We start from the raw sequence: 24,376 nt of genomic DNA, 5'->3' as shown, positions 1-24,376 counted from the left end.
TCTAGCCCTGCGCATACTTCGCCAGCTCGATCCCCATCCGCTCCTCGACGAATGGATAGACGGCCGGGTCGAGCACGGACGAACTCAGCGGGATGATGGTCTTGGGCACGTGCAGCACGAAGACATAGAGGCCGAGGCCGAGCTGCCCGACGGACAGCGCCTGCCCTGCCGCGTCGAGTGTGGTGATGACGTCGGGGAAGGTGGCGAGCCGGGTGCCACCGGCGTCGTCTACCGCCATATATTCGTTCATCACATGCAGGGTGGTCGCCGCGTCGCCATCGCCCAGGGTGATGCGGCCGATATCGAAGGCTTCCTTGGTATAGACCACGTCGAGAGCGGTGATGTAGCCCTTCGTGAGGATGGTGCCGCCCGTGGTGGCAACGATGGCATCGATCATCTTGCCCGGCCCCTTGCCTTCGGCCGCGATCATCGCCTCGCCCAGCTTCAGCGCCAGCGAAATACCCCCCAAGGCCGCGTGCTTCTGCACGTAACTCGCGCGCAGCGGGTTGCGGCAGGAGGCAATGAACCCGCCCGACATGTCGGCCGCCGTACGCAGGATGGGCGAGACCTTGGCTGTCGCGCCACGCGTCACCAGTTCTATATATCGGTTCTCGGCGCGATTGCCGCCAACCGCGGTCTGGATGACCTGCTCGGGCGAGCCGGCCATGCCGATGGAGCCCATGTCGCCGGTGGGATGCGCGCGGATATCGCCGACAGCGTCGACCACCTTGAGGCCCAGCGCCGCCGAGGGCAGCCAGCCGTTCAGCGTTGACGACTTGCCGTTCTGCCCCACCATCAGCCCGCTGAGCTTTTCGCCCAAGGCATCCTGCAGCAATTGCACGGCCTTGATATAGTCGACGCCCTGCATTTCCCATGGCGTGGTCGAGGCCGGCGCGCCGATGGCAGCGGCGGTGGCCACCCAGTCATCGGCATCCAGCTCATCAATGCTGACCAGTTCGGGCCTGCCGATGCTCACTGCGGCGTGGCCCAGCATGCGGCCATGGTCGGCCCAGCCGCCGCCGCCCGCCGCATAGACCGATCCTCCCCGCACGGCCGCCTCGACGTCCTTTTCGGTCAGAATACGCCCCATCAGGTCTTTCCTTGCAGTTTGGTATCGAGCGCCAGCACGGCATCGAGCAGCACGGCGGCACCGAGCGCGATGTCCTCGGCGGTGGCAAATTCATCCGCAGAGTGGCTGCGGCCATCGAGGCAGGGCACGAAGATCATTGCGGCCTTGGTGATGCGCGCCATCCAGGCCGTGTCATGCCCGGCGCCCGATGCCATGCGGCGATGCCGGGCGCCGGCGCTGTCGCAGGCGGCGTCGAGGACATTGAGCACATCGGGATCACAGACGGTTGGTAGGTTGTCGGAGACGATGCGCGGCGCCTCTACGGTGACGCCGGTTTTCTCGGCGATCGCGGCGACGCCGCGCTCCAGTTCCTCAATGAACCGCTCCATGTCCTGGCGCAACTCGGCCCGCGCATCGATCAGCATGCGCACGCGCGCCGGCACCACATTCGCGGCGTTGGGAGTCATCTCGAATTCGCCAACCGTTGCAGCAAAATGCTGCTCGCCGCTGGCCAGTGCCTTGCCCAGTTCCTCGACGCCCAGGGCGATCCAGGCCGCCGTGGTCAGGGCATCCTGCCGCGACCCCATGGGGGTCGTTCCCGCATGGTCGGCGCGGCCTTCGACGATGATCTCGATGCGGGTAATGCCGGCAATGGCCGTCACCACGCCCACGTCGAGCTGTTCGTTCTGCAAGACCGGCCCCTGCTCGATATGCAGTTCGAGAAAGGCCTTGATATCGTCGCGCTGGGCCAGGCGGTGGGTGGCGCCACCGACCGAGGCGATGGCCTGTTCCAGCGTCATGCCGTCGCTTTCCCGCGCCAGCCACTCGGCCGGCCGCGTGCCGCTGATGCCCCGGCTGCCGATGCAGGACACGCCGAAAATCGAGACTTCCTCCGCAAGAAAATCAACAACTTCAAGGGTGTGATCCAGCACCAGGCCCTGGTCGCGCAGGGCGCGCGCCACTTCCAGGGCCGCCACAACGCCGGCAATGCCGTCGAACCGGCCGCCATCGGGCACGGTGTCGGAATGGGAGCCGAGCATGATCGTGCCCAACTGCGGGTGTTTGCCGGGAATGGTGCCGACCAGGTTGCCTGCCGCGTCGATCCGGGTCACCGCGCCGGCCTCGCGCATCGCGGTTTCCAGCCATTTGCGGCCTTCGAGGAACATCGGCGTAAAGGCGCGGCGGGTCCAGGGGCGCTCCGGCTCGGTGATCGCGGCCAGTGCGTCGATGTCGGCGGCGATACGTTCGGCGCGGATAGACGTGTTTGGAATCAAGCCCTTACCTCCGGTCGAACGAAGCGGCCGGTGCCGGGTTCGGCGACGGTGGTGCCGTCAAAGACCTGTTGGCCGCGCAGGTAGGTGAGGCCGACGGTCCAGGGCAGTTCGATGCCGTTATAGGGGGACCAGCCCACGACATTGTGGCCACTGGCGGCGGCGTCGTAGCGGGTGGGCCGGGGGAAAAGCACTGTAATATCAGCGTCTTTTCCGGCCGTGAGCGCACCTTTCTGGGCCAGCCGGAAGTGTTTGGCCGGGTTTTCGGCCATCAGTCTGGCGGCCCACGTCAGCGGGATATCGCGCTGCAGCGCGCCCTTGACGAAGAGCGGCACCATCACTTCAAGGCCAGGCACGCCGGAAGCATTCGCCAGCATGCTGGCACTTTTCTTGCGGTTTTCTGACCAGCTGACGTGGTCGGTGGACACCAGCGTGACATTGCCGGCCCGCACATGCTCCCAGAGCTTTTCCACCTCGGCACGCGGACGGATCGGCGGATTGATCTTGGCCTTGCCGCCGAGGCGGGCGACGTCGTTTTCCTCGTCGAGCGTCAGGTAGTGGATGCAGCACTCGATGGTGGCGGCATAGCCTTGGTCGCGATAGGTGCGGGCGATCTCGTAGCCACGGCCGAGCGAGCAGTGCACGACATGGGCCGGGCAGCCGGTAGCGGCGCCGGTCTCGTAGATCTGCAGGCTGGCCAGGAGTTCGGTCAGCGGGGGGCGGCTCAGGGCATGGGCGCGATAATCGGTTATGCCGGCGGCCTCGACCTTGGCCATGGCGGCGCGGACCATTTCGTCGTCTTCGTTGTGCACGCCAGCGGTCAGGCCGGTTTTCGCGACGGCGGCGAAGCACTCCTCCAGCAGGGCCGGCGGAATGCGGGGGAAACGGATCGGGTCGGTGCCGAAGGTCGAGAACTTGAAGGCGGCGACGCCGGCCTCGGCCTGTTCGGCGATGCGGGTTGCGCCCTCTTCCGGGTTGATGGTGCCGTAAAGGGCAAAATCCACCCGCGCCTGCGGGCTGGCATGGGCCACCTTGATGCGCACGGCCTCGGCCGAGCAGACGAGGTTGCCCTCGTCATAGGGCATGTCGACGATGGTGGTGACGCCGCCGGCCGCTGCCGAGCGGGTCGACCAGATGAAATCCTCCTGGTTCTTCTGGCTCAACGAATGCACCTGGGCATCGATGGCGCCGGGCAGGATCAGCGCATTGCCCAGCTCGTGCCGCTCATGGGCTGAGGGCGCCTTGCCCTCGCCGACATGGATCACCTTGCCGCCGCGTACCGCGACATAACCGTCTTCAATGATGAGGCCGGGCAGGACGACCGTGCCGGACAGGACGAGGTCGAAATCGGACATTATGGGTGCTCCCAAGCAGGGGTCGTGGCTCCCAACACCCCCACCCGGCCTCCCCCATCAAGGGGGAGGTGTCGGGCCGGCGGTTTTGGCAACATCGAGCCCAGAACACAATGCGGCACCTCCCCCCGTGTGGGGTAGGCTGGGAGAGGGGTGTCGACGAGATCGAAATTCACGCTGCTGCCCTCCCCAGTTGTCCCGTGCGCGCCATCAGGAACCGCTCGAGTGCTGCAAGTGCATCATAGATCAGGACGGCCAGAACGCCGACAATCAACCCGCCCTGCAGAACGAAGGCCGTGTTGCTCGACAATAGCCCGGCAATGATCACCTCGCCCAGGGTGCGCGCCGCCACGGTGGAGCCGATCGTGGCCGTGGCCAGGGAGATCACCACCGACAGGCGGATGCCGGCGAGGATCACCGGCAAAGCCAGGGGCAGTTCCACCTTCACCAGGCGCTGCCAGCCGGTCATGCCCATGCCCTTGGCGGCGTCGGTCACGGTGGGCGGCAGGTTGGTGAGGCCGGTCAGCGTGTTCTCGAAGATGGGCAGCAGGCCATAGAGGAACAGAGCGACCAAAGTCGGCGCGGTGCCGAAGCCCAGCATGGGAACGGCCAGCGCCAGCACGGCCACGGGGGGAAAGGTCTGGCCGACATTGGCCAGCGAGCGCGACAGCGGCAGGAATTCGGCGCCGAAGGGCCGGGTGACGATGATGGCCAGGCCGACCGCCACCACGGTGGAGGCCAGGGTCGCCGCCGCCACGATGGCCAGGTGGTTGAGCGTGATATCGAGCAGGCTGCCCTGATTGTAGATGGCGGGCTGATTGTTCTTGGTGAAAAGGCCGAAAAAGCCGCTGAACAGGTCCGGGTTGACCAGCAGCAGCACGAGGGCCAGCAGGACCAGGCCGCGGATGAGGTTGCCGGGCGTCATTGCGGCCGCGCCGCCAGTCGAGCCAGGCGGTCCAGCGTCACCTGCCCGACGATCTGCCCGTCGCGCTGCACCGGCAGAGCCGGGCGGCCCGACCACAACAGTTCGGCATAGGCATCGCGCAGAGAGGCCGTGACGTCGATGGGCTGACCTTCGACCGTGCCGTCCTCGATATGGTCGGCAACCCGCGCCAGCGAGAGCAGGCGGAACGGGCGCTCGCTGGTGCCGATCAGTTCTGCCACGAAGGGCGTCGCCGGATTGGCGATGATCTCGGCCGGCGCCGCGCATTGCAGCAGCTTGCCCTTGTCCATCACCGCAATGGTGTCGCCGAGATGGATGGCCTCTTCCATGTCATGGGTGACCAGCACGACAGTCGTGCCAAACTTGCGCTGAATGGCGAGCAGGTCCTCCTGCGCCTTGGCGCGGATCACCGGGTCGAGCGCGCCATAGGGTTCGTCCATCAGCAGGATATTGGGCCCGGCCGCCAGCGCCCGCGCCACGCCGACGCGCTGCTGCTGGCCGCCCGACAGCTCATGCGGCAAGCGATCGCGGAACTCGGCCGGATCGAGCTGGAAGAGGTTGAGCAGTTCATCGACCCGGTTGGCGATCCTGGTCTTGTCCCAGCCCAGCAGCTTGGGCACGGTCGCCACATTCTGCCCCACCGTGCGATGGGGAAACAGGCCATGCCCCTGGATGGCGTAGCCGATGCGGCGGCGCAGCTCGTAGGCGGGAATGCCGGCAATGTCCTGGCCGTCGATGCGGATATGGCCGGAGGTGGGCTCGACCAGCTTGTTGATCATGCGCATCAGTGTGGTCTTGCCCGAGCCGGACGTGCCGACGATGACGCAGATGGTGTGCGGCTCGATGGTCAGCGTCACATGGTCGACCACGGTCGTGCCGCTATAGACCTTGGTGATGTCGTCGATCTCGATCATGCGGCGGGTCCCCGTGTGCATGGATAGAGCCCCCTCACCCGTCTCGGCCTGCGGCCGATCCACCCTCTCCCACGGGGGGAGAGGGGGAACCCAGTGGCTCCCAAAAATCGGAGCTCCCCTTCCCTCCTTGTGGGAGAAGGTGCCCGAAGGGCGGATGAGGGGGGCACCGATCTCATCGCGTCGCTCCCCGGCTCGTCATTTCCACCAAGGCATCGAGAACGACCGCGGCGGCGAAGGCCAAGGCGACGGTTGGCACGGCGCCCAGCAGGACCAGGTCCATGGCCGTCTGGCCAATGCCCTGGAAGACGAATACGCCGAAGCCGCCGCCCCCGATCAGTGCGGCGATGGTGGCCAGCCCGATATTCTGCACCAGCACGATGCGGATGCCGGTGAGGATGACCGGAAAGGCCAGCGGCAGCTCGACGCCCATCAGGCGCTGCGACCCGGTCATCCCCATGCCCTTGGCCGCATCGACGGCAGCGGGCGAAACGCTTTGCAGGCCGACCACCGTGTTGGAGACAATGGGCAGCAGCGAATAGGCGAACAATGCCACCATGGCCGGGGCCACGCCGATGCCGGAAATACCGATGGCCGAGGCGCCCGGCACATTGGCGGCAACCCAGGCCAGCGGGGCGATCAGGAGGCCGAACAGGGCAATGGAGGGAATGGTCTGGACGATGTTGAGGATGTTGAGCACGGCGGCCCGCAAGGGCCTGACCTTGTAGCAAAGGATGCCGAGCGGCAGCCCGATGGCGCCGGCTATGGCCACCGAGCCGAAGGCCAGCGCCAGATGCGTGCGCGCCTCGGCCCAGAAGGCCGGCGCCCGGGTGGCATATTCCTTGAGCATGGAGAGGTCATTCCAGCTGCCGCTCCACAGCAGCAGGGCCATGGCGACAGATACGGCCAGCAGGATGCCGATGCGCACCAGCGGGGCGAAGCGCAGCCGCGTCAGGGCATCGGTGACCAGAAGCGCAAAGGCGAAGACCAGCAGCCAGAAGCCGGCGCCGGGCGAGACGCGGGCAAAGGTGTCGCCCTCGGGCGTGAGATGGCTGGCGGACCAGCCGATGAAAACGAAGAGCACGGCCAGTACGAGAAAGCCGACAACCAGCTTGGTGACGACGGGGAAGCGTAGCAGTGCGGTGACAAATCCGGCCAGCAGAACACCGGATAGAACGGCGCCCGCGGCGCCCGGCAGCGCATCGAGCAGGGAAAGGGGGTCGCCCAGCACGATGCGATTGGCGCGGAACAGTGCGAAGGGCAGTACCGCACCGACGGCGGCAATCAACGCAATCAGCACGCCCAGTTTGTCGAGCGCGAGCCAGCGGGGGCGGGAAGCGCTGATGGTCGTGTCGGCGATGCTCATGCGGGCTCCGGCTGGTCAGTCGCTGGCTTCGCTGGGCGGCAGTGGTTGGGAAAATTTCTTCTCCGCCAACACTGCGCGTCACCCTCGGGCTTGAACCGAGGGTTCTTCACTTGCTGCCTGTCCGTCAAGTGCAGTGCCCTCGGGTCAAGCCCGAGGGTGACGGCCGGTGGGTGTGGTGGATGCGGAGGTATTACCCCCGCATCCCTATCGGCCTAGCTCAGAAAACCGCCCTGGGTCAGGTAGTCGGTGGCCACGGCGGCAGCGGCTTCGCCGCCGACCTGGACGCGGCCATTGAGGTCCTGCAGCACTTCGAGGGTCAGGCCTTCAAAGACGGGCTTGAGCAGTTCTTCGATCTGCGGATATTCGGCCAGCACTTCCTCGCGGATGATCGGGGCGGGCTGATAGACCGGCTGCACGCCCTTGTCGTCTTCCAGCACCTTGAGGCCGGATGGGGCAATGCCGCCATCGGTGCCATAGACCATGGCGGCGTTGACGCCATTGGTCTGCTGGGCAGCGGCGGCGATGGTCGCGGCGGTATCACCACCCGACAGGGTCACCAGCTGGTCCGGCGAGAGGGTGAAGCCATAGACTTCCTGGAACTTGGGCAGGGCGGCCGGCGAATTGACGAATTCGGCCGATGCCGCAAGTTTCACTTCGCCACCGCCGGCAACCCAGGCGCCGAATTCGGTGAACGTGTTGAGGCTGTTGGCTTCCGCGACATCGTTGCGGATGGCCACGGCCCAGGTGTTGTTGGCCGGCGACGGGGTCAGCCAGACGATCTTGTTGGCTTCGAGGTCGAGCTTGGCGGCCTCGGCATAGGCGGAAGCCGCGTCATTCCACAGCGGATCATCGGCCTTTTCGAAGAAGAAGGCGGCGTTGCCGGTATATTCGGGATAGATGTCGATTTCGCCGGCGGTGATCGCCTCGCGCACGATCGGCGTGCCGCCGAGCTGGATGCGGTCTTCGACGGGAATGTCGTTGGCCTCAAGCACCTGCTTGATGATGTTGCCCAGCACACCGCCTTCGGTATCGATCTTGGAAGAAACGACGACCTGGGCATTGGCGGCGGTCACCGAGATGGCGAGCACAGCGACGGCGCTCAGAAGCTTGGATGTAAGGCGCATTGGTTTCTCCGTTTTCTCCAGGTTTCCAGTTGGCTGGACCCGGCTGTCCCTAACGTAACGTCTTGGCAGAATTGGGCGAGGCCGCAAATTCTAGGCAATCGGGCCCAGGGCGAAAAACTCGTCCAATTCCATAATCGTCGAGTGAGAAATAAGTTCGTTCATCAGCGCATCGGATGCCAAAGCAAGTTCGACGGCTTCGACTTCGGCGGATAATGGCCGGTCCTGCCAGTATGTGTCAGCATGCTGGCGCACGAGCGCATAGATGATGCCCGGCACATTGCCGGGCCGGTCGCCCGAAATATCCATGGCCTGCGCCGCCAGCATGGCCTCGAGCGCGGCGAGGCGCCTGAGCGCCAGCACCTGGCGTTCGAACCGCTCGACAATCAGCGGCAGGAAGGTGGCCTCGTCCTCGATGCCGCCAGCCACCACCATGGAATTGGCGGAAATGGGGTTGGTCATGGACAGCACGCGGGCAAACAGCTCACCCGCCAGCTTGATGATCGGCCCGAAGCCGGTGGCGATGGCGCCCGGCTGCACCAGATTGACCGGCAGGTTGCGGCGCTGGCCATTGCCGAGCAGCACGCAGCGATTGAAGGAATTGCGGGCGATATGGGCCAGGCCTAGCTGCGCGGTCTGCAGGAATACGGTGACATCGAGCGGGAGCGAGCCGCCCGAGGTCAGCACCTGCCCGCCCGCGACCACGGGATTGTCGTCGGTGCGCCCGGTGGCGGCGAGCAGGATCTTGCCGGCCGCGACCAGCGTCTCGAAGCCGGTGGCAAAGACCTGGCTCATCATGCGCAGCGAGAGCGGATCCTGGATATGGGTGGCATCGGGCCAGTCCCAGCCCATGGCGTTGAAATAGAGCCAGGCGCCGATACCCGCTTCACGCTCGGTGCCGACATGGGCCACGGCCTTCCACGGATCGCGCGAGGCGCCCAGCGCGCCGGCGGTGGTGAGGCCGGTTGCCAGCATGACACGCACCGTGCCGGCGGCATCGCGAATGGCATTGGCCGCTGCGGCATAGCCCACGGCATTGGTGGAGATCGAGGCGAGGCTGTCGCGTGGCGCGAGGCGGAAGGCCTTGAGCCCGGCGGCGGCCAGCGCGTCGCCGGCCGATTGCCGGCGCCCCTGGAACATGGCTTCGCCGGCCCCGGTCAGCACGGCGCCGATCTGGCCCATCAGGCCGATATCGGCGCAGCCGATGGAGCCGGTGCGCCGCACCACAGGCACGACGTCGGCCGAGAGCAGGGCCAGATAGGCTTCCACCAGGTCCGTCGTGCAGCCCACCCGGCCGGTCAGCGCCATGTTGACGCGAATGGCCATGGCGGTGCGGACGATCTCGTCGGGAAAGGCCTCGCCGGTGCCGAAGTGATGGGCGCGCACCAGGCCCATATTGAAGGCATCGAGCTGGTCGGGCGACCATTCCACGTCCTTCATGGCGCCGACGCCGGTGGTCGAGCCATAGACGGGCTGGCCGCTGGCAATGGCCTGCTCGATGACGACGCGGGCCAGCGCCACGCGCTCGAGGGCTCCCGCATCAGCCTCCAGCCGCGCCTTGCGCGTGCCGATCCGGGCAATGTCGGAAAAGCTCAGCGGCTTGCCGTTGAGGGTGATGGAAGGCGCATGCAGGGTCGCGGGTCGTTCATTCATAGGCGCAAGCCTATGTGATCGGGGGCACAATGAACAGCGGTGGCGCAGTTGCGCTACTTCATCCAGAACATGGGCACGAGGTCGATGGCGATCGGCTCGTTTCTGTCATTGGTCGCCATGACATCGGCCATATGGGCCCACCAGCGCTGCATGATCGCCGTGCTGGGCAGGTCGGCCATGGCGTGGTCCTTGCGGCGCCACAGCACGCCGAAGAGGATATTGGTCTCTTCGTCGAGATGGATGGAATAGTCCTTCACCCCGGCGTCGTGCAGCAGGTCGACCAGCTCGGGGAAGATCTCGTCATGGCGCTTGCGGTATTCGGCGGCCATGCCGGGATTGAGCTGCATCTTGAAGGCGTGTTTTTCGTAGGCGCCGTCCTCGATCATGCGCGCTGCCTCCACATGCGGAACAGGATGGGCAGCGCGATCACCACGATCAGCAGCGAGCCGGTGAAGATGGTCATGACGATGCCGGGCACGTTGAGCAGGCCGAGGCCGAATGTCACGAGGCCCACGATCAGCGCGGCCAGCACTACGCCCAGGATGGAGCCGGCGCCGCCGAGGATCGAGACGCCGCCCAGTACGACCATGGTGATGGCCTCAAGCTCGAAGCCCTCGGCGATCGAGGGGCGGGTCGAGCCCAGCCGGGCCGTCAGCAGCACAGCGGCAATGCCGCTCATCAGGCCGGTAAGGCAGAACAGGATGAACTTGATGCGGTCGACGCGGACGCCGGAAAAGCGCGCGGCGACGTCATTATTGCCGATGGCAAAGACGCGGCGGCCGAAATTGGTGCGGTGCAGCAGCACCCAGTAGATGAGAGCGCAGACGAGGAAGAGCACCAGTTCGAACGAGATCACCCACCAGACATAGCCCTGGCCGAACCAGGAAAAGCTGGGCGGATAGCCCTTGAAGCTCTGGTCGCCCAGGATGATGAAGGCGATGCCGCGGAAAAGGCTCATCGTGCCGATGGTGACGACGATGGAGGGCAGCTTGAGGCCGGTGACGAGGAAGCCGTTGAAGGCACCGCACAGCAGGCCCACCCCGATGCCGACCGCCACCAAGGTGGGCGTGTCGGCACCATATTGCAGCACGAGGCCCATCATGGTGGAGGCCAGCGCGATGATGGCGGCCACCGAGAGATCGATCTCGCCCGAGATGATCAGCAGCGCCATGGCGAGGGCGATCAGGGCCTTTTCGGTGAAGTTGAACGTGAGGTCGGAGAGGCTCCAGGCGTTGAGGAAATAGGGCGAGGCGAAGGAATTGAGGATAAAGATGCCGACGGCCACGAGGACGAGCAGGCTCTCCCAGCTCAGCACGGCGGAGCGGAGCGGGTTATCCAGGCGGTCGGGGAGCGAGCGATGCAGGGTGGTGTCGGTCATGCTGCCTCCGCCTTCTTGAGAATGATGCGGCCCTTGCTGGCTTCGCCGCGGGCGTTGAGGACCACGGCCAGCAGGATGGCCGTGCCCGAGATGGCCATCTGCCAGAAGGGCGAGATGTTGATGACCGGCAGGGCATTGTTGATGACGCCGAGGAAGATGGCCCCCAGCAGCACGCCCGGTACGGTGCCGATGCCGCCGGCGATAGAGACGCCGCCGATGACGCAGGCGGCGATGATGGTCAGCTCATAGCCGCCGGCGACCTCCACCGAGGCGATGACGTAGCGCGAAATCCAGAGATAGCCACACAATCCGGCGACGGCGCCGGCGATGACGAAGGCATAGAACTTGGTGCGGCCGACATTGATGCCGGTATAGACCGAGGCCGTCGGATTGACGCCGATGGCGTAGAAGGCGCGGCCGAGCGGGGTGCGCGTCATCAGCACGTAGAACAGCGCCGCAGTGGCGATGGCGAACCAGCTCAGCAGCGGCAGGCCGAGAAAAACCGTGCGCTGCAGCCCGATGAAATCGGGGCTCATCTGCGCTGCGTTGACCCAGGCGCCACCGGAAATCACGAAGACCAGGCCGCGGAAGATGGTCAGCGTGCCCAGGGTCACGACGATGGGCGGTATATTGAGCTTCCACACCAGGATGCCGTTGAAGGCGCCGAGGCCCGCGCCGATGACAATGCACATGGCCATCAGAAGCGGGATCGGCACGCCCGGGAAAGCCGCATTGGTCATGGCGACGATCATGCCGGTAAGGGCTAGGTTGGAGGCCATGGACAGGTCGATGGAGCGGGTCAGGATGACCGCCATCTGTCCCAGCGCCAGCATCATCAGGATGGATGTGTCGTTGAAGATGGTCAGCAGGTTGCCCGGCTGGGCGAAGCGCGGGAAACGAATTGTCACCAGCACGAAGACCAGCAGGATGGCGAGGCCGAGGAAGATTTCGCGGTGCTTGAGAAGGCGGTTCATGCTGCCTGCTCCTCGGCAATGCCGGCGGCCAGCCGCACCAGTGTCTCGGGCTTGAGGCCCCTGTTGTCGAGCGTGTCGATCACCCTGCCCTCGCGCATGACGACGATGCGGTCGCTCATGCCCAGCACTTCGGGCAGTTCGGACGAGACCATGATCACGCTCAGCCCCTGCGCCACGAGTTCGCCCATGAATTCATGCACGGCGGCCTTGGAGCCGATATCGATGCCCTTGGTCGGCTCATCGAGAATGATGACCTTGGGGAGCGTCGCCAGCCATTTGGCGATCACCACCTTCTGCTGGTTGCCGCCCGAGAGGGTCGAGACGTCCTGGCTGAGCGAGGAGGCGCGCAGGTCGAGCCGCTCGGTATAGGTGCGGGCCAGCGCAAATTCCTCGGCCATGCGCAGGAAGCCCGACTTGGACGTCTTGTTCAGCGAGGGCAGCGAGACGTTCTTGAAGATCGGCTCGCCGGTGATCACGCCCTGCTTGCCGCGCTCTTCCGGCACATAGACGATGCCCGCCTCGACCGCGTCGGCGGGAGACTTCGGCGCGATGGCCTGCCCGTCGAGCACCAGCGACCCGGCGGACGGCCGGGTCAGGCCGAACACCGCCTGCATCACCTCGGAGCGCCCTGCCCCGACCAGGCCATAAAAGCCCAAAATCTCGCCCTTTCGCACCGAAAAGGAGATGCCCTCGAACTCGGTGGGATGGCTCAGCCCCTTGGCCTCGAGCACCACTTCGCCGATCACGGCGGCGCGTTCGGGGAAGATGTGGTCCACCGGGCGGCCGACCATCATCTGCACGATCTGGCTTTGCGTGGTGTCCTTGATAGAGCCCTTGCCCACCTGCTCGCCGTCGCGGAACACGGTGAAGCGGTCGGCGATGCGGTAGATCTCGTCGAACTTGTGGCTGATGAAGAGGATCGCCTTGCCATCCTGCTTGAGCAGATCGATGAGCACATAGAGCTCCTCGATCTCCTTCTGGCTCAGCGCGGCGGTCGGCTCATCCATGATGACGACGCGCGCATCGATGGAGAGGGCACGGGCGACGGCGACCAGGTGCTTCTTGGCAATGCCAAGTTCCTTGAGCTTGATATCGGGATCGATCCCGGCGGCCATGGAGTCCAGGGTTTCCCTGGCCTCGGCCCGCATCCTGCGCCAATCGATCATCCCGAAGCGATTGCGCGGCGCGTGGCCCAGATAGATATTCTCGGCGACGGTCATCTCGTCGAACAGCACGGTTTCCTGATGGATCGCCGTGATGCCCACGGCCGAAGCCGAATGTGCCGTTGGCAGGGTCACCACCGCGCCACCGATACGGATTTCGCCGGCATCGGGCTGGTAGATACCGGTGAGGGTCTTGACCAGCGTCGACTTGCCCGCCCCGTTCTCGCCTATCAGCGCGGTGACCTCGCCGGCATAAAGCTCCAGCGAGACCTCGTTGAGCGCCCGCACGCCGGGAAAGTTCTTGGATATGCCGGACAGGGTGAGGATCGGGTCGGTCATGGGGAATTCCTTCGCGTCGCAGGAGGATCGCCACGCGCTCGATATGGCTCCCTCTCCATTTTGGGGGAGAGGTTGGGAATGAGGGGGCCTTCCTGTGCTTGGAAAGGGCCCCCTCACGGTACGTTTCACGTCTGGGCCATTCGAGCGTAGCTCTCATGGCCTTCTCGGCTCAAATCGCTCCACTGGAGCGATTTGCGGGACGCCTCGAAGGTCAATAGATCTTGGAGAATTCTTCGATGTTGGACGCATCGAAGGTGAAGGGGGCAGCCATGGCACCCGAATTGGTGTCGTCGAGGGTCAGTTCACCCATGCGGCCCATGGAGAGGGTTGCGCCCGGCTCGGCAGTGCCGCCTTCGACCAGGTCATTGGCCAGCATGACTGCGGCATAGCCCAGGTCGATCGGGTTCCACAGGGCCACGGCCTGCGAAGCGCCATTGTCGATGAACTGCTTGAACTCGGACGGCAGAGCGAGGCCGGTCACGTTGACCTTGCCGATCAGGTTCTGGTCGGTCACGACCTGGGCGGCAGCCACGACGCCGACGGTGGTCGGGGCAATGATGGCCTTGAGGTCGGGATAGGACGCGATCAGGCCCTTGGCTTCGTCGGTCGACTTCACCGAGTCATCGTCGCCATAGACGGTGGCGACCAGCTCGATATTGGGGAACTTCTCGGGCAGGGCAGCCTTGGCCGCTTCGATCCAGGCATTCTGGTTGGTAGCGGTGGAGGCAGCCGACAGGATGGCCACCTGGCCGCCCTCGGGCAGGTAATCGGCAGCCAGCTTGATGATGGTCTCGCCGATCAGGTCGATATCGGACGGGTTGAGGTGGAGCTGACGGCCTTCGGGCGCAACCCCACTATCCCAGCTGATCACCTTGATGCCGCGTTCCATGGCGCGCTGCAGCGCTGGCACCAGGGCGTCCGGATCGTTGGCGGAGATGGCGATGGCGTCCACCTGCTGGGCGATCAGCGAGTTGATGACCTCGATCTGGGCCTCGGCGGTGGCAGCGGTCGGGCCGGTATAGATGACTTCGACGTCACCCAGTTCTGCGGCCGCTTCCTGGGCGCCCTTGTTGGCGGCGTCGAAGAAGCCGTTGCCGAGCGACTTCACCACGAGCGCGATGCGGGTCTGGGCATAGGCCGGGGCGGCGAGCAGCACTGCAACGGCAGTGGTGGCAGCCAAAATCTTCAAGAGTTTCATAGGTAATCCCTCCCTGGGACGTTCTGGTCTTGTAGTCCTTGATCTCAGGCGACCGTGGCTTGACGGTCCCCTTGAGCACTTGTTTCCGCCACGATGAGCCGCACGCCTGCCGTTTCCAGCATTTGGCGGTCTTCGTCGCGGATGCCGCTATCGGTGATGACAGCGGTTATCCGGTCGAGCCCACACAGGATGAGGCTCGATCTTCCCGAAAACTTGGATGAGTCAGCCAGGACGATCAGCTCGTCCGCCTGCCCGATCAGCCCCATTTCGGACTGGACGACCATGGGATCGGCCTCCATCAGTCCGTGCGCGCCGATGCCCTGGCAGCCGATGAACATGCGCTTGGCATAGAAGTGGGATGCCACCACGCCGCCAAAGGGCGAGAGGATGACATTCTGCTCGCGATAGACGGTGCCGCCGGGAATGACGACGGAATTGCGCGAATTGTGGATCAGGTATTCGGCAATGCCGAAGCTGTTGGTGAAGACGCTCAGCCGGCGATCGGTCAGGTAGTGGACCATCTGGTATGTGGTGGTGCCGCCATTGATGATGATCGGCTCGCCATCCCTGCACAGCTCGACGGCGGCGCGGGCAATGGCGCGCTTTTGAGCGATGTTGATCGTTTCATTGACCGAAAAGGGGCGCCCCATCAGCCCGCCCTGCTCGGGCGGGGTCAAGGCCTCGGCGCCGCCGCGCACCCGGCGCAGCTTGCCCTGCACATGCAGGGCCGCGATATCGCGGCGAATGGTGGCTTCGGACGATCCGGTGACCTCGCAGAGCTCGGCAACTGTCGCCACTGGCCGCGTCTGGACGGCCGCTATGATCACTCTCTGGCGCTCGGTTTCGTGCAAGGCTGCTATCTCCCTGGCGCATTCCTTCACACCGATTTCAATCAGTGTCAATCATCAAACAATCAAAATCGCGCCATGATGGCGATATATGCTCGTACATGATCGTTTCTGATTGACAGCCTTGATCGATCGTGGCCATGTCCGGCCAATAATTTCGCCAATACCCCTGGGAGGAGTCTCATGTCCACCACCGCGCCCAAGCGCCTCGCGAACCTCTGGGATGATGCCAAGGCCGCCGCGATGAGCGAGCCGGAACGGCTCGTCTACCGGAGCAACCTGCTCGGCAGCGACAAGCGCGTCACCAATTACGGTGGCGGCAATACCTCCTCCAAGATCTGGCAAAAGGACCCGCTGACGGGTCAGGATGTCGAGGTGCTCTGGGTCAAGGGCTCGGGCGGCGACAATGCCTCGATCAAGCTCGACGGGTTCTCGACGCTCTATATGGACAAGCTGCGGGCGCTCAAGGGCCTCTATCGCGGCGTTGAATTCGAGGACGAGATGGTGGGCTACCTGCCCCATGCCACCTTCAACCTCAATCCGCGCGCGGCCTCGATCGACACCCCGCTGCATGCCTATGTGAACCGGCCGTTTGTCGATCACATGCATCCCGATGCGATCATCGCCATCGCGGCGGCGAAGAACTCCAGGGAACTCACCCAGCAGATCTTCGGCGACACCATTGGCTGGCTGCCGTGGAAGAAGCCGGGCTTCGAGCTCGGCCTGTGGCTGGGCAAGTTCTGCGAGGAAAACCCCAATGCCAAGGGGCTGATCCTCGAAAGCCATGGCCTCTTCACCTGGGGTGACACGCCCAAGGAATGCTACGAGACCACGATCTCGGTCATCAACCAGGCCATCGAATGGTTCGAGCAGCAGACCGAGGGCAAGACCATTTTCGGCGGCCCCGCGGTGCACGCCCTGCCTGCCGAGCAGCGCCGCGCCATCGCCGCCAAGCTGATGCCGAAAATCCGCGGCCTCATCTCGGAAGAGAGCCATAAGCTGGGCCATTTCGATGACAGCCCGGCCGTGCTGGAATTCGTCAATTCCAACAACCTGCGGCCGCTCGCTGCCTTGGGCACATCGTGCCCCGACCATTTCCTGCGCACCAAGATCCGCCCGCTGGTGATCGAGTTCGATCCGGCCAATCCGGACATCGATGCGGTCGTCGCGAAAATCCCGGAAGACATCGCCGCCTATCGCGTCGACTACCAGGCCTATTACGACCGCTGCAAACACGACAATTCGCCCGCCGTGCGCGACCCCAATGCGGTGGTCTACCTGATGCCGGGCGTCGGCATGTTCACCTTCGCCAAGGACAAGGCGACGGCCCGTATTTCCGGCGAGTTCTATGTCAACGCCATCAATGTGATGCGCGGCGCCTCGACCGTCTCCACCTATGTCGGCCTCCCCGAGCAGGAAGCCTTCGATATCGAATACTGGCTGCTCGAAGAGGCTAAGCTGGCCCGCATGCCCAAGCCGAAATCGCTGGCCGGCAAGATTGCGCTGGTCACCGGCGGCGCCGGCGGCATCGGCAAGGCCACCGCGGTTCGGCTGCTTCGCGAGGGCGCCTGCGTGGTGCTGGCCGATATCGACGAGACGGCCCTGGCCGCCGCGACCGAGGAACTGAGTGGCGCCTTCGGCAAGGATTTCGTCCGCCCGGTCATCGTCAACGTCACGAGGGAAGACGCCGTCATCGCCGGCTTCGCCCATGCCGTGGTGGAGTTCGGCGGGCTCGACATCCTGGTCTCCAATGCGGGCCTGGCCTCCTCGGCGCCGATCGAGGAGACGACGCTCGAGCTGTGGAACAAGAACATGGACATCCTCAGCACCGGCTATTTCCTGGTCAGCCGCGAGGCGTTCCGCCTGTTCCGCAGCCAGAAGATCGGCGGCAATGTCGTCTTCGTTGCCTCCAAGAATGGCCTGGCCGCATCTCCCAATGCCAGCGCCTATTGCACCGCCAAGGCCGCCGAGATCCACCTCGCCCGCTGCCTCGCCCTCGAAGGCGCCGGCGAGCAGATCCGCGTCAACGTGGTCAATCCGGATGCCGTGCTGCGTGGCTCCAAGATCTGGGCCGGCGAATGGCTCGAACAGCGCGCCTCGACCTACAAGACCGACAAGGGTGGCCTCGAGGAAATGTATCGCGAGCGTTCGCTGCTCAAGCGCTCGGTCTTCCCAGAGGATATCGCCGAGGCCATCTACTTCTTCGCCTCGGAGGCCTCGGCCAAGTCCACCGGCAACATCATCAATGTCGACGCGGGCAATGCCCAGTCGTTCACGCGGTAATCAAGAAAAGAAGGCCCCCTCACCCGCCGTTTCGCGGTGACCTCTCCCCCAGAGGGAGAGGTGGGGGAGCCTCCCGTCGCGCAGCGACACCTCTCCCTTGGGGGAGAGGTCGGCCCGCAAGGGCCGGGTGAGGGGGCCTTCAGCATGCGCAGGAGGAGCCACACATGACCGAACACATTATCGACCCATCCATTGTCGAGGCCGAGAATGCCCGGCGCGCGGCGGACCTCAATGTCGATTACGACACGCTGGGCGAACGGCTCGACCGGCGCGGCATCGACATCAATGCCATCAAGGCCAAGGTTGCCGATTTCTCGGTGGCCGTCCCCTCCTGGGGTGTCGGCACCGGGGGCACGCGCTTTGCCCGTTTCCCCAGCCTGGGCGAGCCGCGCGACATTTTCGACAAGATCGAGGATTGCGCCGTCATCGCCCAGCTGACGCAGGCGACCAAAACCGTGTCACTGCATATCCCCTGGGACAAGGCCGATCCGAACCGGCTCAAGCAGGCGGCCAGCCGCTTCAATCTCGGCTTCGATGCGATGAATTCCAACACGTTCTCGGACGCCAAGGGGCAGTTGCAGAGCTACAAGTTCGGCTCGCTCAGCCACGCCGATGCGGCGACGCGCCAGCAGGCGATCGAGCATAATCTGGAATGTATCGAGATCGGCAAGACGCTGGGTTCCAGGGCCCTGACGGTGTGGATCGGCGACGGCTCGAACTTCCCCGGCCAGGTCAATTTCGCCCGCCAGTTCGAGCATTACCTGGACTCGATGAAGGCAGTCTATGCCGCCCTGCCCGATGACTGGCGCGTCTATACCGAACACAAGATGTATGAGCCGGCCTTCTATTCGACGGTGGTGCAGGATTGGGGCACCAATTACATCATCGCCAGGGAGCTGGGCGAGAAGGCCATGTGCCTGGTCGATCTCGGCCACCATGCGCCCAACGTCAATATCGAGATGATCGTCAGTCGGCTGGCCCAGTTCGGCAAGCTCGGCGGCTTCCACTTCAATGACAGCAAGTATGGCGACGACGATCTCGATGCCGGCGCCATCGACCCCTATCGCCTGTTCCTGGTGTTCAACGAGCTGGTGGATATCGAGACGCGCGACAGCGATTTCCGGCCCGCCCATATGCTGGACCAGAGCCACAATGTGACCGACCCGATCGAGTCGCTGATGCTGTCGGCCTCGGACGTGCAGCGCGCCTATGCGCAGGCCCTGCTGGTTGATCGGGCGGGTCTCAAGGCGGCGCAGGAGGGCAATGACGCCCTCGCCGCCACCCAGGCACTGCGCCTCGCCTATCGCACCGATGTCGAGCCGATCCTGGCCATGGCCCGGCTGGAACAGGGCGGCGCCATCGACGTGCTCGCCACCTACCGCGCCGCCGGCTATCGCGCCAAGGTCGCCGACATCCGCCCCGCCGTCGAGGGCGGCTCGGGCGGTATCGTCTAGGTTTTCAACGCTCCTCCCAGAGCGAAAAGGCCCGGTGAGCAATCACCGGGCCTTTATTGTTTTCTTCCTCACCTCTTGGGTCGGGTGAGGGGGCCTTCCCCAAACACCGTTCCCCGTAAAGGCCCCCTCACCCGGCGCTACGCGCCGACCTCTCCCCCCAAGGGAGAGGTGGCGGCCAGCGCTCACTTCATCGTCGGCATCTGGAATTCCGCCCCGTCCTTGATGCCGCTCGGCCAGCGGGCGGTCACCGTCTTGGTCTTGGTCCAGAACTTGATCGCATCGGTGCCGTGCTGGTTCAGATCGCCAAAGGCACTCGCCTTCCAGCCGCCGAAGCTGTGATAGGCCAGCGGCACCGGGACCGGCACGTTGATGCCCACCATGCCGACATTGACCCGGGCGGCGAAGTCGCGGGCTGCATCGCCGTCGCGGGTGAAGATGGCCGTGCCATTGCCATAGGGATTGTCCATGGTGAGTTGGAGCGCATCCTCATAGGTCCGGGAGCGCACGACGCTCAGCACCGGACCGAAGATCTCTTCCTTGTAGATGTCCATCTCGGCGGTGACATTGTCGAACAGGGTCGGGCCGACGAAGTAGCCATTCTCGTAGCCCTGCAGCGAGAAGCCGCGGCCATCGACGGCCAGCGTCGCGCCTTGGGCGATGCCGGATTCGACCAGAGCCGCGATGCGGTCCTTGGAGGCCTTCGTGATAACCGGGCCCATTTCGCTGGCCTTGTCAGTCGCAGGGCCCACCTTGAGGGCATCGATGCGCGGCTTGAGGGCCGCGATGATGCGGTCCGCCGTGTCGTCGCCCACCGGCACGGCCACCGATACCGCCATGCAGCGCTCGCCGGCCGAGCCGAAGCCGGCGCCCATCAGCGCGTCGGCGGCCTTGTCCATGTCGGCGTCGGGCATGATGATCATGTGGTTCTTGGCGCCGCCAAAGGCCTGCACGCGCTTGCCCTCGGAAGCAGCCGTTGCATAGACGTAGCGGGCGATCGGGGTGGAGCCGACAAAGCTCACCGCACCGATCTCGGCGTGGTGCAGGATGCCGTCGACCACCGACTTGCCACCATGGACGACATTGAGAATGCCCTTGGGCAGGCCCGCCTCGATGGCGAGCTGCGCCAGCTTGACCGGCACGGAGGGATCACGCTCGGATGGCTTGAGGATGAAGGCATTGCCGGCAGCGATGGCCGGCGACAGCATCCAGAGCGGGATCATGGCCGGGAAGTTGAACGGGGTGATGCCAGCGCCGATGCCCACCGCCTGGCGCATGGAATACATGTCGATGCCCGGCCCTGCCCCATCGGTGAACTCGCCCTTGAGCAGGTGCGGCGCCCCGGCGACGAATTCGGCGACTTCGAGGCCGCGCAGGATATCGCCCTTGGAGTCCTCAACGGTCTTGCCATGCTCGGCGCTCAGCAGCTCGGCCAGCTCCTGCATGTCGCGATTGATCAGCGCCACGAAGTTGAAGAAGACGCGGGCCCGGCGCTGCGGGTTGGTCGCCGCCCATTTGGGCTGGGCCGCGGCAGCGGAGGCCACGGCAGCGTTCAGGTCGGCCTCGGTCGCCAGGGCGACGCGGGCCTGGACTTCGCCGGTCGCGGGGTTGAACACGTCCTGGAATTCGGCGCTGTTGCCGGTGGTTTCGACGCCGTCGATGAAATGGCCGATGGTGCGCATGAGGGTCTCCCTTGTTGGGGAACACTCTTGGCGCTATATTTTCCGCATCTCAATGCGATAGTTTCCGCATCTGTTGTGCAGGATTTATAGCCCGATGAATTGGGACGACGTTCGCATCTTCCTCGCCGTCGCCCGCAACGGCCAGATCCTGGGGGCCGCACGTGCGCTGGGGCTCAACCATGCCACGGTCGCACGCCGCCTCAGTGCCCTGGAGCAAGCGCTGGGCAGCAAGCTCTTCGTCCGCAAGACCAACGGCTCCGAACTGTCGGGCGAGGGCGAGCGCTTTCTGGTTCACGCCGAGCGGATGGAGAGCGCCATGCTCGCCGCGAGCGAGGCGACGGGCGGCGACAGCCTGCTCGAGGGGACCGTGCGCGTCGGCGCGCCCGATGGCTTTGGCGTCGCCTTCCTCGCGCCGCGCCTGGGCCAACTGACCGAGCGCCACAGGGGATTGCGCATCGAGCTGGTGCCGGTGCCCCGCGCCTTCTCCCTGTCGCGCCGCGAGGCCGATATTGCCGTCACCCTGGAGCGGCCGCGCGAGGGGCGGCTGGTTGCCCGCAAGCTGACCGACTACCGGCTCGGGCTCTACGCCGCCCGAAGCTATCTTGACCAGCATGGCGCGCCATCCGATCTGGCCGCGCTCGCCGACCATCGTCTTGTCGGCTATGTGGAGGACCTGCTCTATGCCGCTTCGCTCGACTATACGGCAGAGTTCCTCAAGGGCTGGCGCTCGAGCCTGGCGATCTCATCGGCCATGGGCCAGACCGAGGCGGTGCGCGCCGGGGCCGGCATCGGCATCCTGCACGCCTTCATGGCGCAGGGAGATGATCGCCTCGTGCAGGTCCTGCCGGAACACAATCTCAGCCGCAGCTACTGGACCGTGGTGCATGAAGACCTGCGCAGCATCCGCCGCGTGGCGCTGGTGGCGGAATTCCTGAGCGAGATCGTGGCACGGGACCGGGCGATGTTTGGGTAGGCCGACACTCCCGCCGGAGTCTATTCCCCGCGCAATCCCGCTGTCGCGGGGATGATCCAATCGCGAAACGCCTTGATCTTGGGGGAATTCCGGCGCGCTTCGGGATAGGTGAGATAGTAGCCGTGCCCATCCCAGCCCTTCAGGTCGAACGGCTGCACCAGCCGGCCGCTGGCGACATCTTCGGCATAGAAGGCCGGCGTCACCATCGCCAGGCCCCGGCCGGCAATGGCGGCGGTGGCCTCCAGGTTTTGCGAGCCCAGGCGGCTGAAGGGGCGGTCCGCGGTTGGTGGCATGCTGACGCCCGCCAGCTCCAGCCAGGCGCAGAACCAGGGATCGTCGGGCGTGATCTGGGGCACGCGCAGAAGGTCTGCGGGCACGAGTACCTGGTATTCTTCGACCAGTCTCGGGCTCAGCATCGGCGCGAATTCTGCCTTGACCAGCAGGTGCCACACCATCCCGGCCTGCAACTTGCTTGTCGCCCGAATGCCGAGGTCAAATTCCTCGGTGCCGAAGTCCACCAGATGCGGCGAGCTTTCGACCCGCACTGCGATCTCTGGATTGGCGAGCTGGAACAGCCCGATATTGGCCGCCAGCCAATGGCTGGCAAAGGTCGGCACCGAGGTGACGCTGAGCATGCCGTCGACCAGGCCCCGTGAGTCGGCAAAGGCATTGCGGAGGATGTCGAAGGCCTGCGCCACGTCGGGCGCGAGCCGGGCACCGGTCTCGCTCAGGGCGATCTGCCGCGGCTTGCGCAGGAAGAGTGGCGCCCCCACCCGCTCCTCCAGAATCTTGATCTGATAGCTGACCGCGGCCTGGGTCATCCCCAGTTCCTCGGCAGCGCGCGTAAAGCTCAGGTGCCGCGCCACGGCATCGAAGGCGCGCATGGCCGTCAGTGGCGGAAGGGTGCTCATGGATAAAATCTCCTTATGCACTGGCATCGAGCTTTAGTTGGAAATCCGGCCCATTGCCAGCGATTCTGAGATCATGGACAACCGAACAGGAGCCATCCGCATAAGGATGGTCATAGCCATGATCGCCATCGCCAAGCCTATCGCCAATGCCATTCACCTGCCTGGTCTGCGCTTGCCCCGCCTGTTCGGCGCCGCACGCCGCCGCAGGCAGGCAACCATCGACCTGATCCATGCCTCACCGCATCTGCTGCGCGATATCGGGGCAACCGAGGACAATGTTGGGGGCCACCGCCGCAGATGAGCTCTAGCGAGCTATCTTGCCTGCCGACACCAGTGCGCTAGAACAGGCCACCATGTCGAAAACCACCCCCGCCACTCTGGCGCTGACCAAAGCCGGCTTTGCCTTTGCCACCGCGACCTATGACTATGACCCCGATGCCGACCGCGTCGGGCTGCAGGCGGCCGAGGCCATGGGCGTATCGCCCTCGATCGTGCTCAAGACGCTGATGGCCGAGGTCGATGGCAAGCCGGTCTGCGTCGCCGTCCCTTCGGACGAGGAAGTGAACATGAAAAAGCTCGCCGCGGCGTTTGGCGGCAAGTCGGCGCATATGATGAAACCGGCCGATGCGGAGCGCCTGACCGGCTACAAGGTGGGCGGGATCAGCCCCTTCGGGCAGAAAAAGCTCGTGCCGACGGCTATCGAGGAGCTGGCGACGCTGGAAGACGAGGTCTTCCTCAATGGCGGACGACGCGGCCTGCAGATCCGGATGAAACCCGACGATCTGGTGGCGGCACTCGGTGGCAAGGCCGCCGACCTGATCCGGTGACCCCTTTGCACCTCTCCCTTCGGTGGAGAGGCAAGAGAGAACCCTGCAAAACAGACCCCAGAATAGACAAAAGGCGCCCGGGAGGACGCCTTCATCTACAGGGCAGAGCTTGGTCGCTTAGTTGGCGTAGGTGCCGCGAGCGATGCTCTTGATGTCGCCCTTGGTGATGCCGAGATCGTTCAGCTGACGGGCGTCGAGAGCGTTGAGCTCGCGCATCGTGCGCTGGTACTGGGCAAACTGTGCGATTTTCTGGCGGATGTTCATTTTGGTTCCCCTTCGTTTTCGATGACCAATATCTATAGCCAGCCGGTCGTGATTAGAAGATGGACTCTATGCACATCCGTTATGCACTCAGTGCAAACAAAAGAGGCAGTTTGTTCATGTTCCTGTCATGCGCGAATCCGCCTCGCCGGACCAACTCCAATCCAAGCCACTCCGTAAGCCACTGAATCATAAAGCAAAAACGGGCGCCAATTGCCTGGCGTCCGCGTTAATCGATTTTTGACCATCTGGACAAGAGCCCTGCGCTCAGCGCTGGATCGGGCTCCGCCCCTCCTCCCGCGCAATGCGCCGGTCCTCGCGCATTTCAAACCACATGGCGTTGAGAATGGCGAAGGTGCAGGCCAGCCCGACGCCGAGGATCCACGAAAAATACCACATGAC

General features: G+C 64.7%; 23 protein-coding genes. 5 read left to right on the top strand and 18 right to left on the bottom strand.

The features are described from left to right. Nucleotide 1: 1 nt before the first annotated feature. The 14 genes from ACLI1C_RS06240 to ACLI1C_RS06175 form a co-directional block, all read right to left on the bottom strand. A complete protein-coding gene (locus ACLI1C_RS06240; RefSeq protein ID WP_411396003.1) occupies nucleotides 2–1,090 on the bottom strand; it encodes a DUF917 domain-containing protein in 1,089 nt (362 codons plus the stop codon). Further along, nucleotides 1,090–2,343, bottom strand: coding sequence for a Zn-dependent hydrolase (locus ACLI1C_RS06235; protein WP_411396001.1), 1,254 nt, complete (start codon nucleotides 2,341–2,343; stop codon nucleotides 1,090–1,092). Before ACLI1C_RS06235 ends, ACLI1C_RS06240 begins: the two co-directional genes overlap by 1 nt. Further along, complete coding sequence (locus ACLI1C_RS06230; protein WP_411396000.1) at nucleotides 2,340–3,695, bottom strand: dihydroorotase; 1,356 nt, start codon at nucleotides 3,693–3,695, stop codon at nucleotides 2,340–2,342. The genes ACLI1C_RS06235 and ACLI1C_RS06230 overlap by 4 nt, the downstream gene beginning before the upstream one ends. 169 nt (nucleotides 3,696–3,864) lie before the next feature. Beyond that, nucleotides 3,865–4,617 carry an ABC transporter permease gene (locus ACLI1C_RS06225; RefSeq protein WP_411395999.1) on the bottom strand — a complete coding sequence of 251 codons (753 nt, stop codon included), beginning with the start codon at nucleotides 4,615–4,617 and terminating at the stop codon, nucleotides 3,865–3,867. Beyond that, nucleotides 4,614–5,549: an ABC transporter ATP-binding protein gene (locus ACLI1C_RS06220; RefSeq protein ID WP_411398240.1), complete on the bottom strand. Its 936-nt coding sequence runs from the start codon at nucleotides 5,547–5,549 to the stop codon at nucleotides 4,614–4,616. The genes ACLI1C_RS06225 and ACLI1C_RS06220 overlap by 4 nt, the downstream gene beginning before the upstream one ends. Before the next feature lie 172 nt (nucleotides 5,550–5,721). Further along, nucleotides 5,722–6,912, bottom strand: a complete 1,191-nt coding sequence (locus tag ACLI1C_RS06215) for an ABC transporter permease (RefSeq protein ID WP_411395998.1) — start codon at nucleotides 6,910–6,912, stop codon at nucleotides 5,722–5,724. A 212-nt stretch (nucleotides 6,913–7,124) separates the two neighbouring features. Continuing rightward, nucleotides 7,125–8,036, bottom strand: coding sequence for an ABC transporter substrate-binding protein (locus tag ACLI1C_RS06210; RefSeq protein WP_411395997.1), 912 nt, complete (start codon nucleotides 8,034–8,036; stop codon nucleotides 7,125–7,127). Between the two features lie 90 nt (nucleotides 8,037–8,126). Then, a complete protein-coding gene (locus tag ACLI1C_RS06205; protein ID WP_411395996.1) occupies nucleotides 8,127–9,686 on the bottom strand; it encodes an aromatic amino acid lyase in 1,560 nt (519 codons plus the stop codon). 53 nt (nucleotides 9,687–9,739) lie between these two features. Next, entirely contained in the window at nucleotides 9,740–10,072 is a 333-nt protein-coding gene (gene rhaM, locus ACLI1C_RS06200) for an L-rhamnose mutarotase (RefSeq protein WP_411395995.1), read from the bottom strand. Further along, the gene (locus ACLI1C_RS06195) at nucleotides 10,069–11,064 is read right to left on the bottom strand and encodes an ABC transporter permease (RefSeq protein WP_411395994.1); all 996 of its coding nucleotides are present in this window, start codon (nucleotides 11,062–11,064) and stop codon (nucleotides 10,069–10,071) included. Before ACLI1C_RS06195 ends, rhaM begins: the two co-directional genes overlap by 4 nt. Continuing rightward, entirely contained in the window at nucleotides 11,061–12,038 is a 978-nt protein-coding gene (locus ACLI1C_RS06190; RefSeq protein WP_411395993.1) for an ABC transporter permease, read from the bottom strand. The genes ACLI1C_RS06195 and ACLI1C_RS06190 overlap by 4 nt, the downstream gene beginning before the upstream one ends. Continuing rightward, nucleotides 12,035–13,540, bottom strand: a complete 1,506-nt coding sequence (locus ACLI1C_RS06185) for a sugar ABC transporter ATP-binding protein (RefSeq protein WP_411395992.1) — start codon at nucleotides 13,538–13,540, stop codon at nucleotides 12,035–12,037. The genes ACLI1C_RS06190 and ACLI1C_RS06185 overlap by 4 nt, the downstream gene beginning before the upstream one ends. A 211-nt stretch (nucleotides 13,541–13,751) precedes the next feature. Next, entirely contained in the window at nucleotides 13,752–14,738 is a 987-nt protein-coding gene (gene rhaS / locus ACLI1C_RS06180; protein ID WP_411395991.1) for a rhamnose ABC transporter substrate-binding protein, read from the bottom strand. 44 nt (nucleotides 14,739–14,782) lie between these two features. Next, the gene (locus ACLI1C_RS06175; protein WP_411395990.1) at nucleotides 14,783–15,589 is read right to left on the bottom strand and encodes a DeoR/GlpR family DNA-binding transcription regulator; all 807 of its coding nucleotides are present in this window, start codon (nucleotides 15,587–15,589) and stop codon (nucleotides 14,783–14,785) included. A 180-nt stretch (nucleotides 15,590–15,769) separates the two neighbouring features. Between ACLI1C_RS06175 and ACLI1C_RS06170 the strand changes: the two genes are divergently transcribed. Then, nucleotides 15,770–17,869 (top strand): bifunctional rhamnulose-1-phosphate aldolase/short-chain dehydrogenase, encoded by a 2,100-nt coding sequence (locus tag ACLI1C_RS06170; protein WP_411395989.1) that lies wholly within the window; start codon nucleotides 15,770–15,772, stop codon nucleotides 17,867–17,869. Between the two features lie 164 nt (nucleotides 17,870–18,033). Further along, nucleotides 18,034–19,323: an L-rhamnose catabolism isomerase gene (gene rhaI, locus ACLI1C_RS06165; protein ID WP_411395988.1), complete on the top strand. Its 1,290-nt coding sequence runs from the start codon at nucleotides 18,034–18,036 to the stop codon at nucleotides 19,321–19,323. A gap of 182 nt (nucleotides 19,324–19,505) precedes the next feature. Here the strand turns inward: rhaI and ACLI1C_RS06160 are convergent, their stop codons facing one another. Further along, nucleotides 19,506–21,002 carry a CoA-acylating methylmalonate-semialdehyde dehydrogenase gene (locus ACLI1C_RS06160; RefSeq protein ID WP_411395987.1) on the bottom strand — a complete coding sequence of 499 codons (1,497 nt, stop codon included), beginning with the start codon at nucleotides 21,000–21,002 and terminating at the stop codon, nucleotides 19,506–19,508. Between the two features lie 94 nt (nucleotides 21,003–21,096). Here ACLI1C_RS06160 and ACLI1C_RS06155 point away from each other — a divergent pair, with 94 nt between their 5' ends. Further along, entirely contained in the window at nucleotides 21,097–21,975 is an 879-nt protein-coding gene (locus ACLI1C_RS06155) for a LysR family transcriptional regulator (RefSeq protein WP_411395986.1), read from the top strand. A gap of 20 nt (nucleotides 21,976–21,995) precedes the next feature. Here the strand turns inward: ACLI1C_RS06155 and ACLI1C_RS06150 are convergent, their stop codons facing one another. After that, nucleotides 21,996–22,886 carry a LysR substrate-binding domain-containing protein gene (locus ACLI1C_RS06150; protein WP_411395985.1) on the bottom strand — a complete coding sequence of 297 codons (891 nt, stop codon included), beginning with the start codon at nucleotides 22,884–22,886 and terminating at the stop codon, nucleotides 21,996–21,998. A 118-nt stretch (nucleotides 22,887–23,004) separates the two neighbouring features. Here ACLI1C_RS06150 and ACLI1C_RS06145 point away from each other — a divergent pair, with 118 nt between their 5' ends. Then, nucleotides 23,005–23,187 (top strand): hypothetical protein, encoded by a 183-nt coding sequence (locus tag ACLI1C_RS06145; protein WP_411395984.1) that lies wholly within the window; start codon nucleotides 23,005–23,007, stop codon nucleotides 23,185–23,187. A 52-nt stretch (nucleotides 23,188–23,239) separates the two neighbouring features. Continuing rightward, complete coding sequence (ybaK, locus tag ACLI1C_RS06140) at nucleotides 23,240–23,713, top strand: Cys-tRNA(Pro) deacylase (RefSeq protein ID WP_411395983.1); 474 nt, start codon at nucleotides 23,240–23,242, stop codon at nucleotides 23,711–23,713. A gap of 117 nt (nucleotides 23,714–23,830) precedes the next feature. Here the strand turns inward: ybaK and ACLI1C_RS06135 are convergent, their stop codons facing one another. Both ACLI1C_RS06135 and cydX read right to left on the bottom strand, forming a co-directional pair. Further along, nucleotides 23,831–23,977: a DUF1127 domain-containing protein gene (locus tag ACLI1C_RS06135; protein WP_411395982.1), complete on the bottom strand. Its 147-nt coding sequence runs from the start codon at nucleotides 23,975–23,977 to the stop codon at nucleotides 23,831–23,833. A 264-nt stretch (nucleotides 23,978–24,241) separates the two neighbouring features. Further along, a complete protein-coding gene (gene cydX / locus ACLI1C_RS06130) occupies nucleotides 24,242–24,373 on the bottom strand; it encodes a cytochrome bd-I oxidase subunit CydX (protein ID WP_411395981.1) in 132 nt (43 codons plus the stop codon). Nucleotides 24,374–24,376 lie beyond the last annotated feature (3 nt).

This window comes from Devosia sp. XGJD_8 (assembly GCF_046614475.1).
GTDB lineage: Bacteria > Pseudomonadota > Alphaproteobacteria > Rhizobiales > Devosiaceae > Devosia.
The sequence above is the reverse complement of the archived record's forward strand: the minus strand, read 5'-3'. Positions and strand labels throughout refer to the sequence as shown.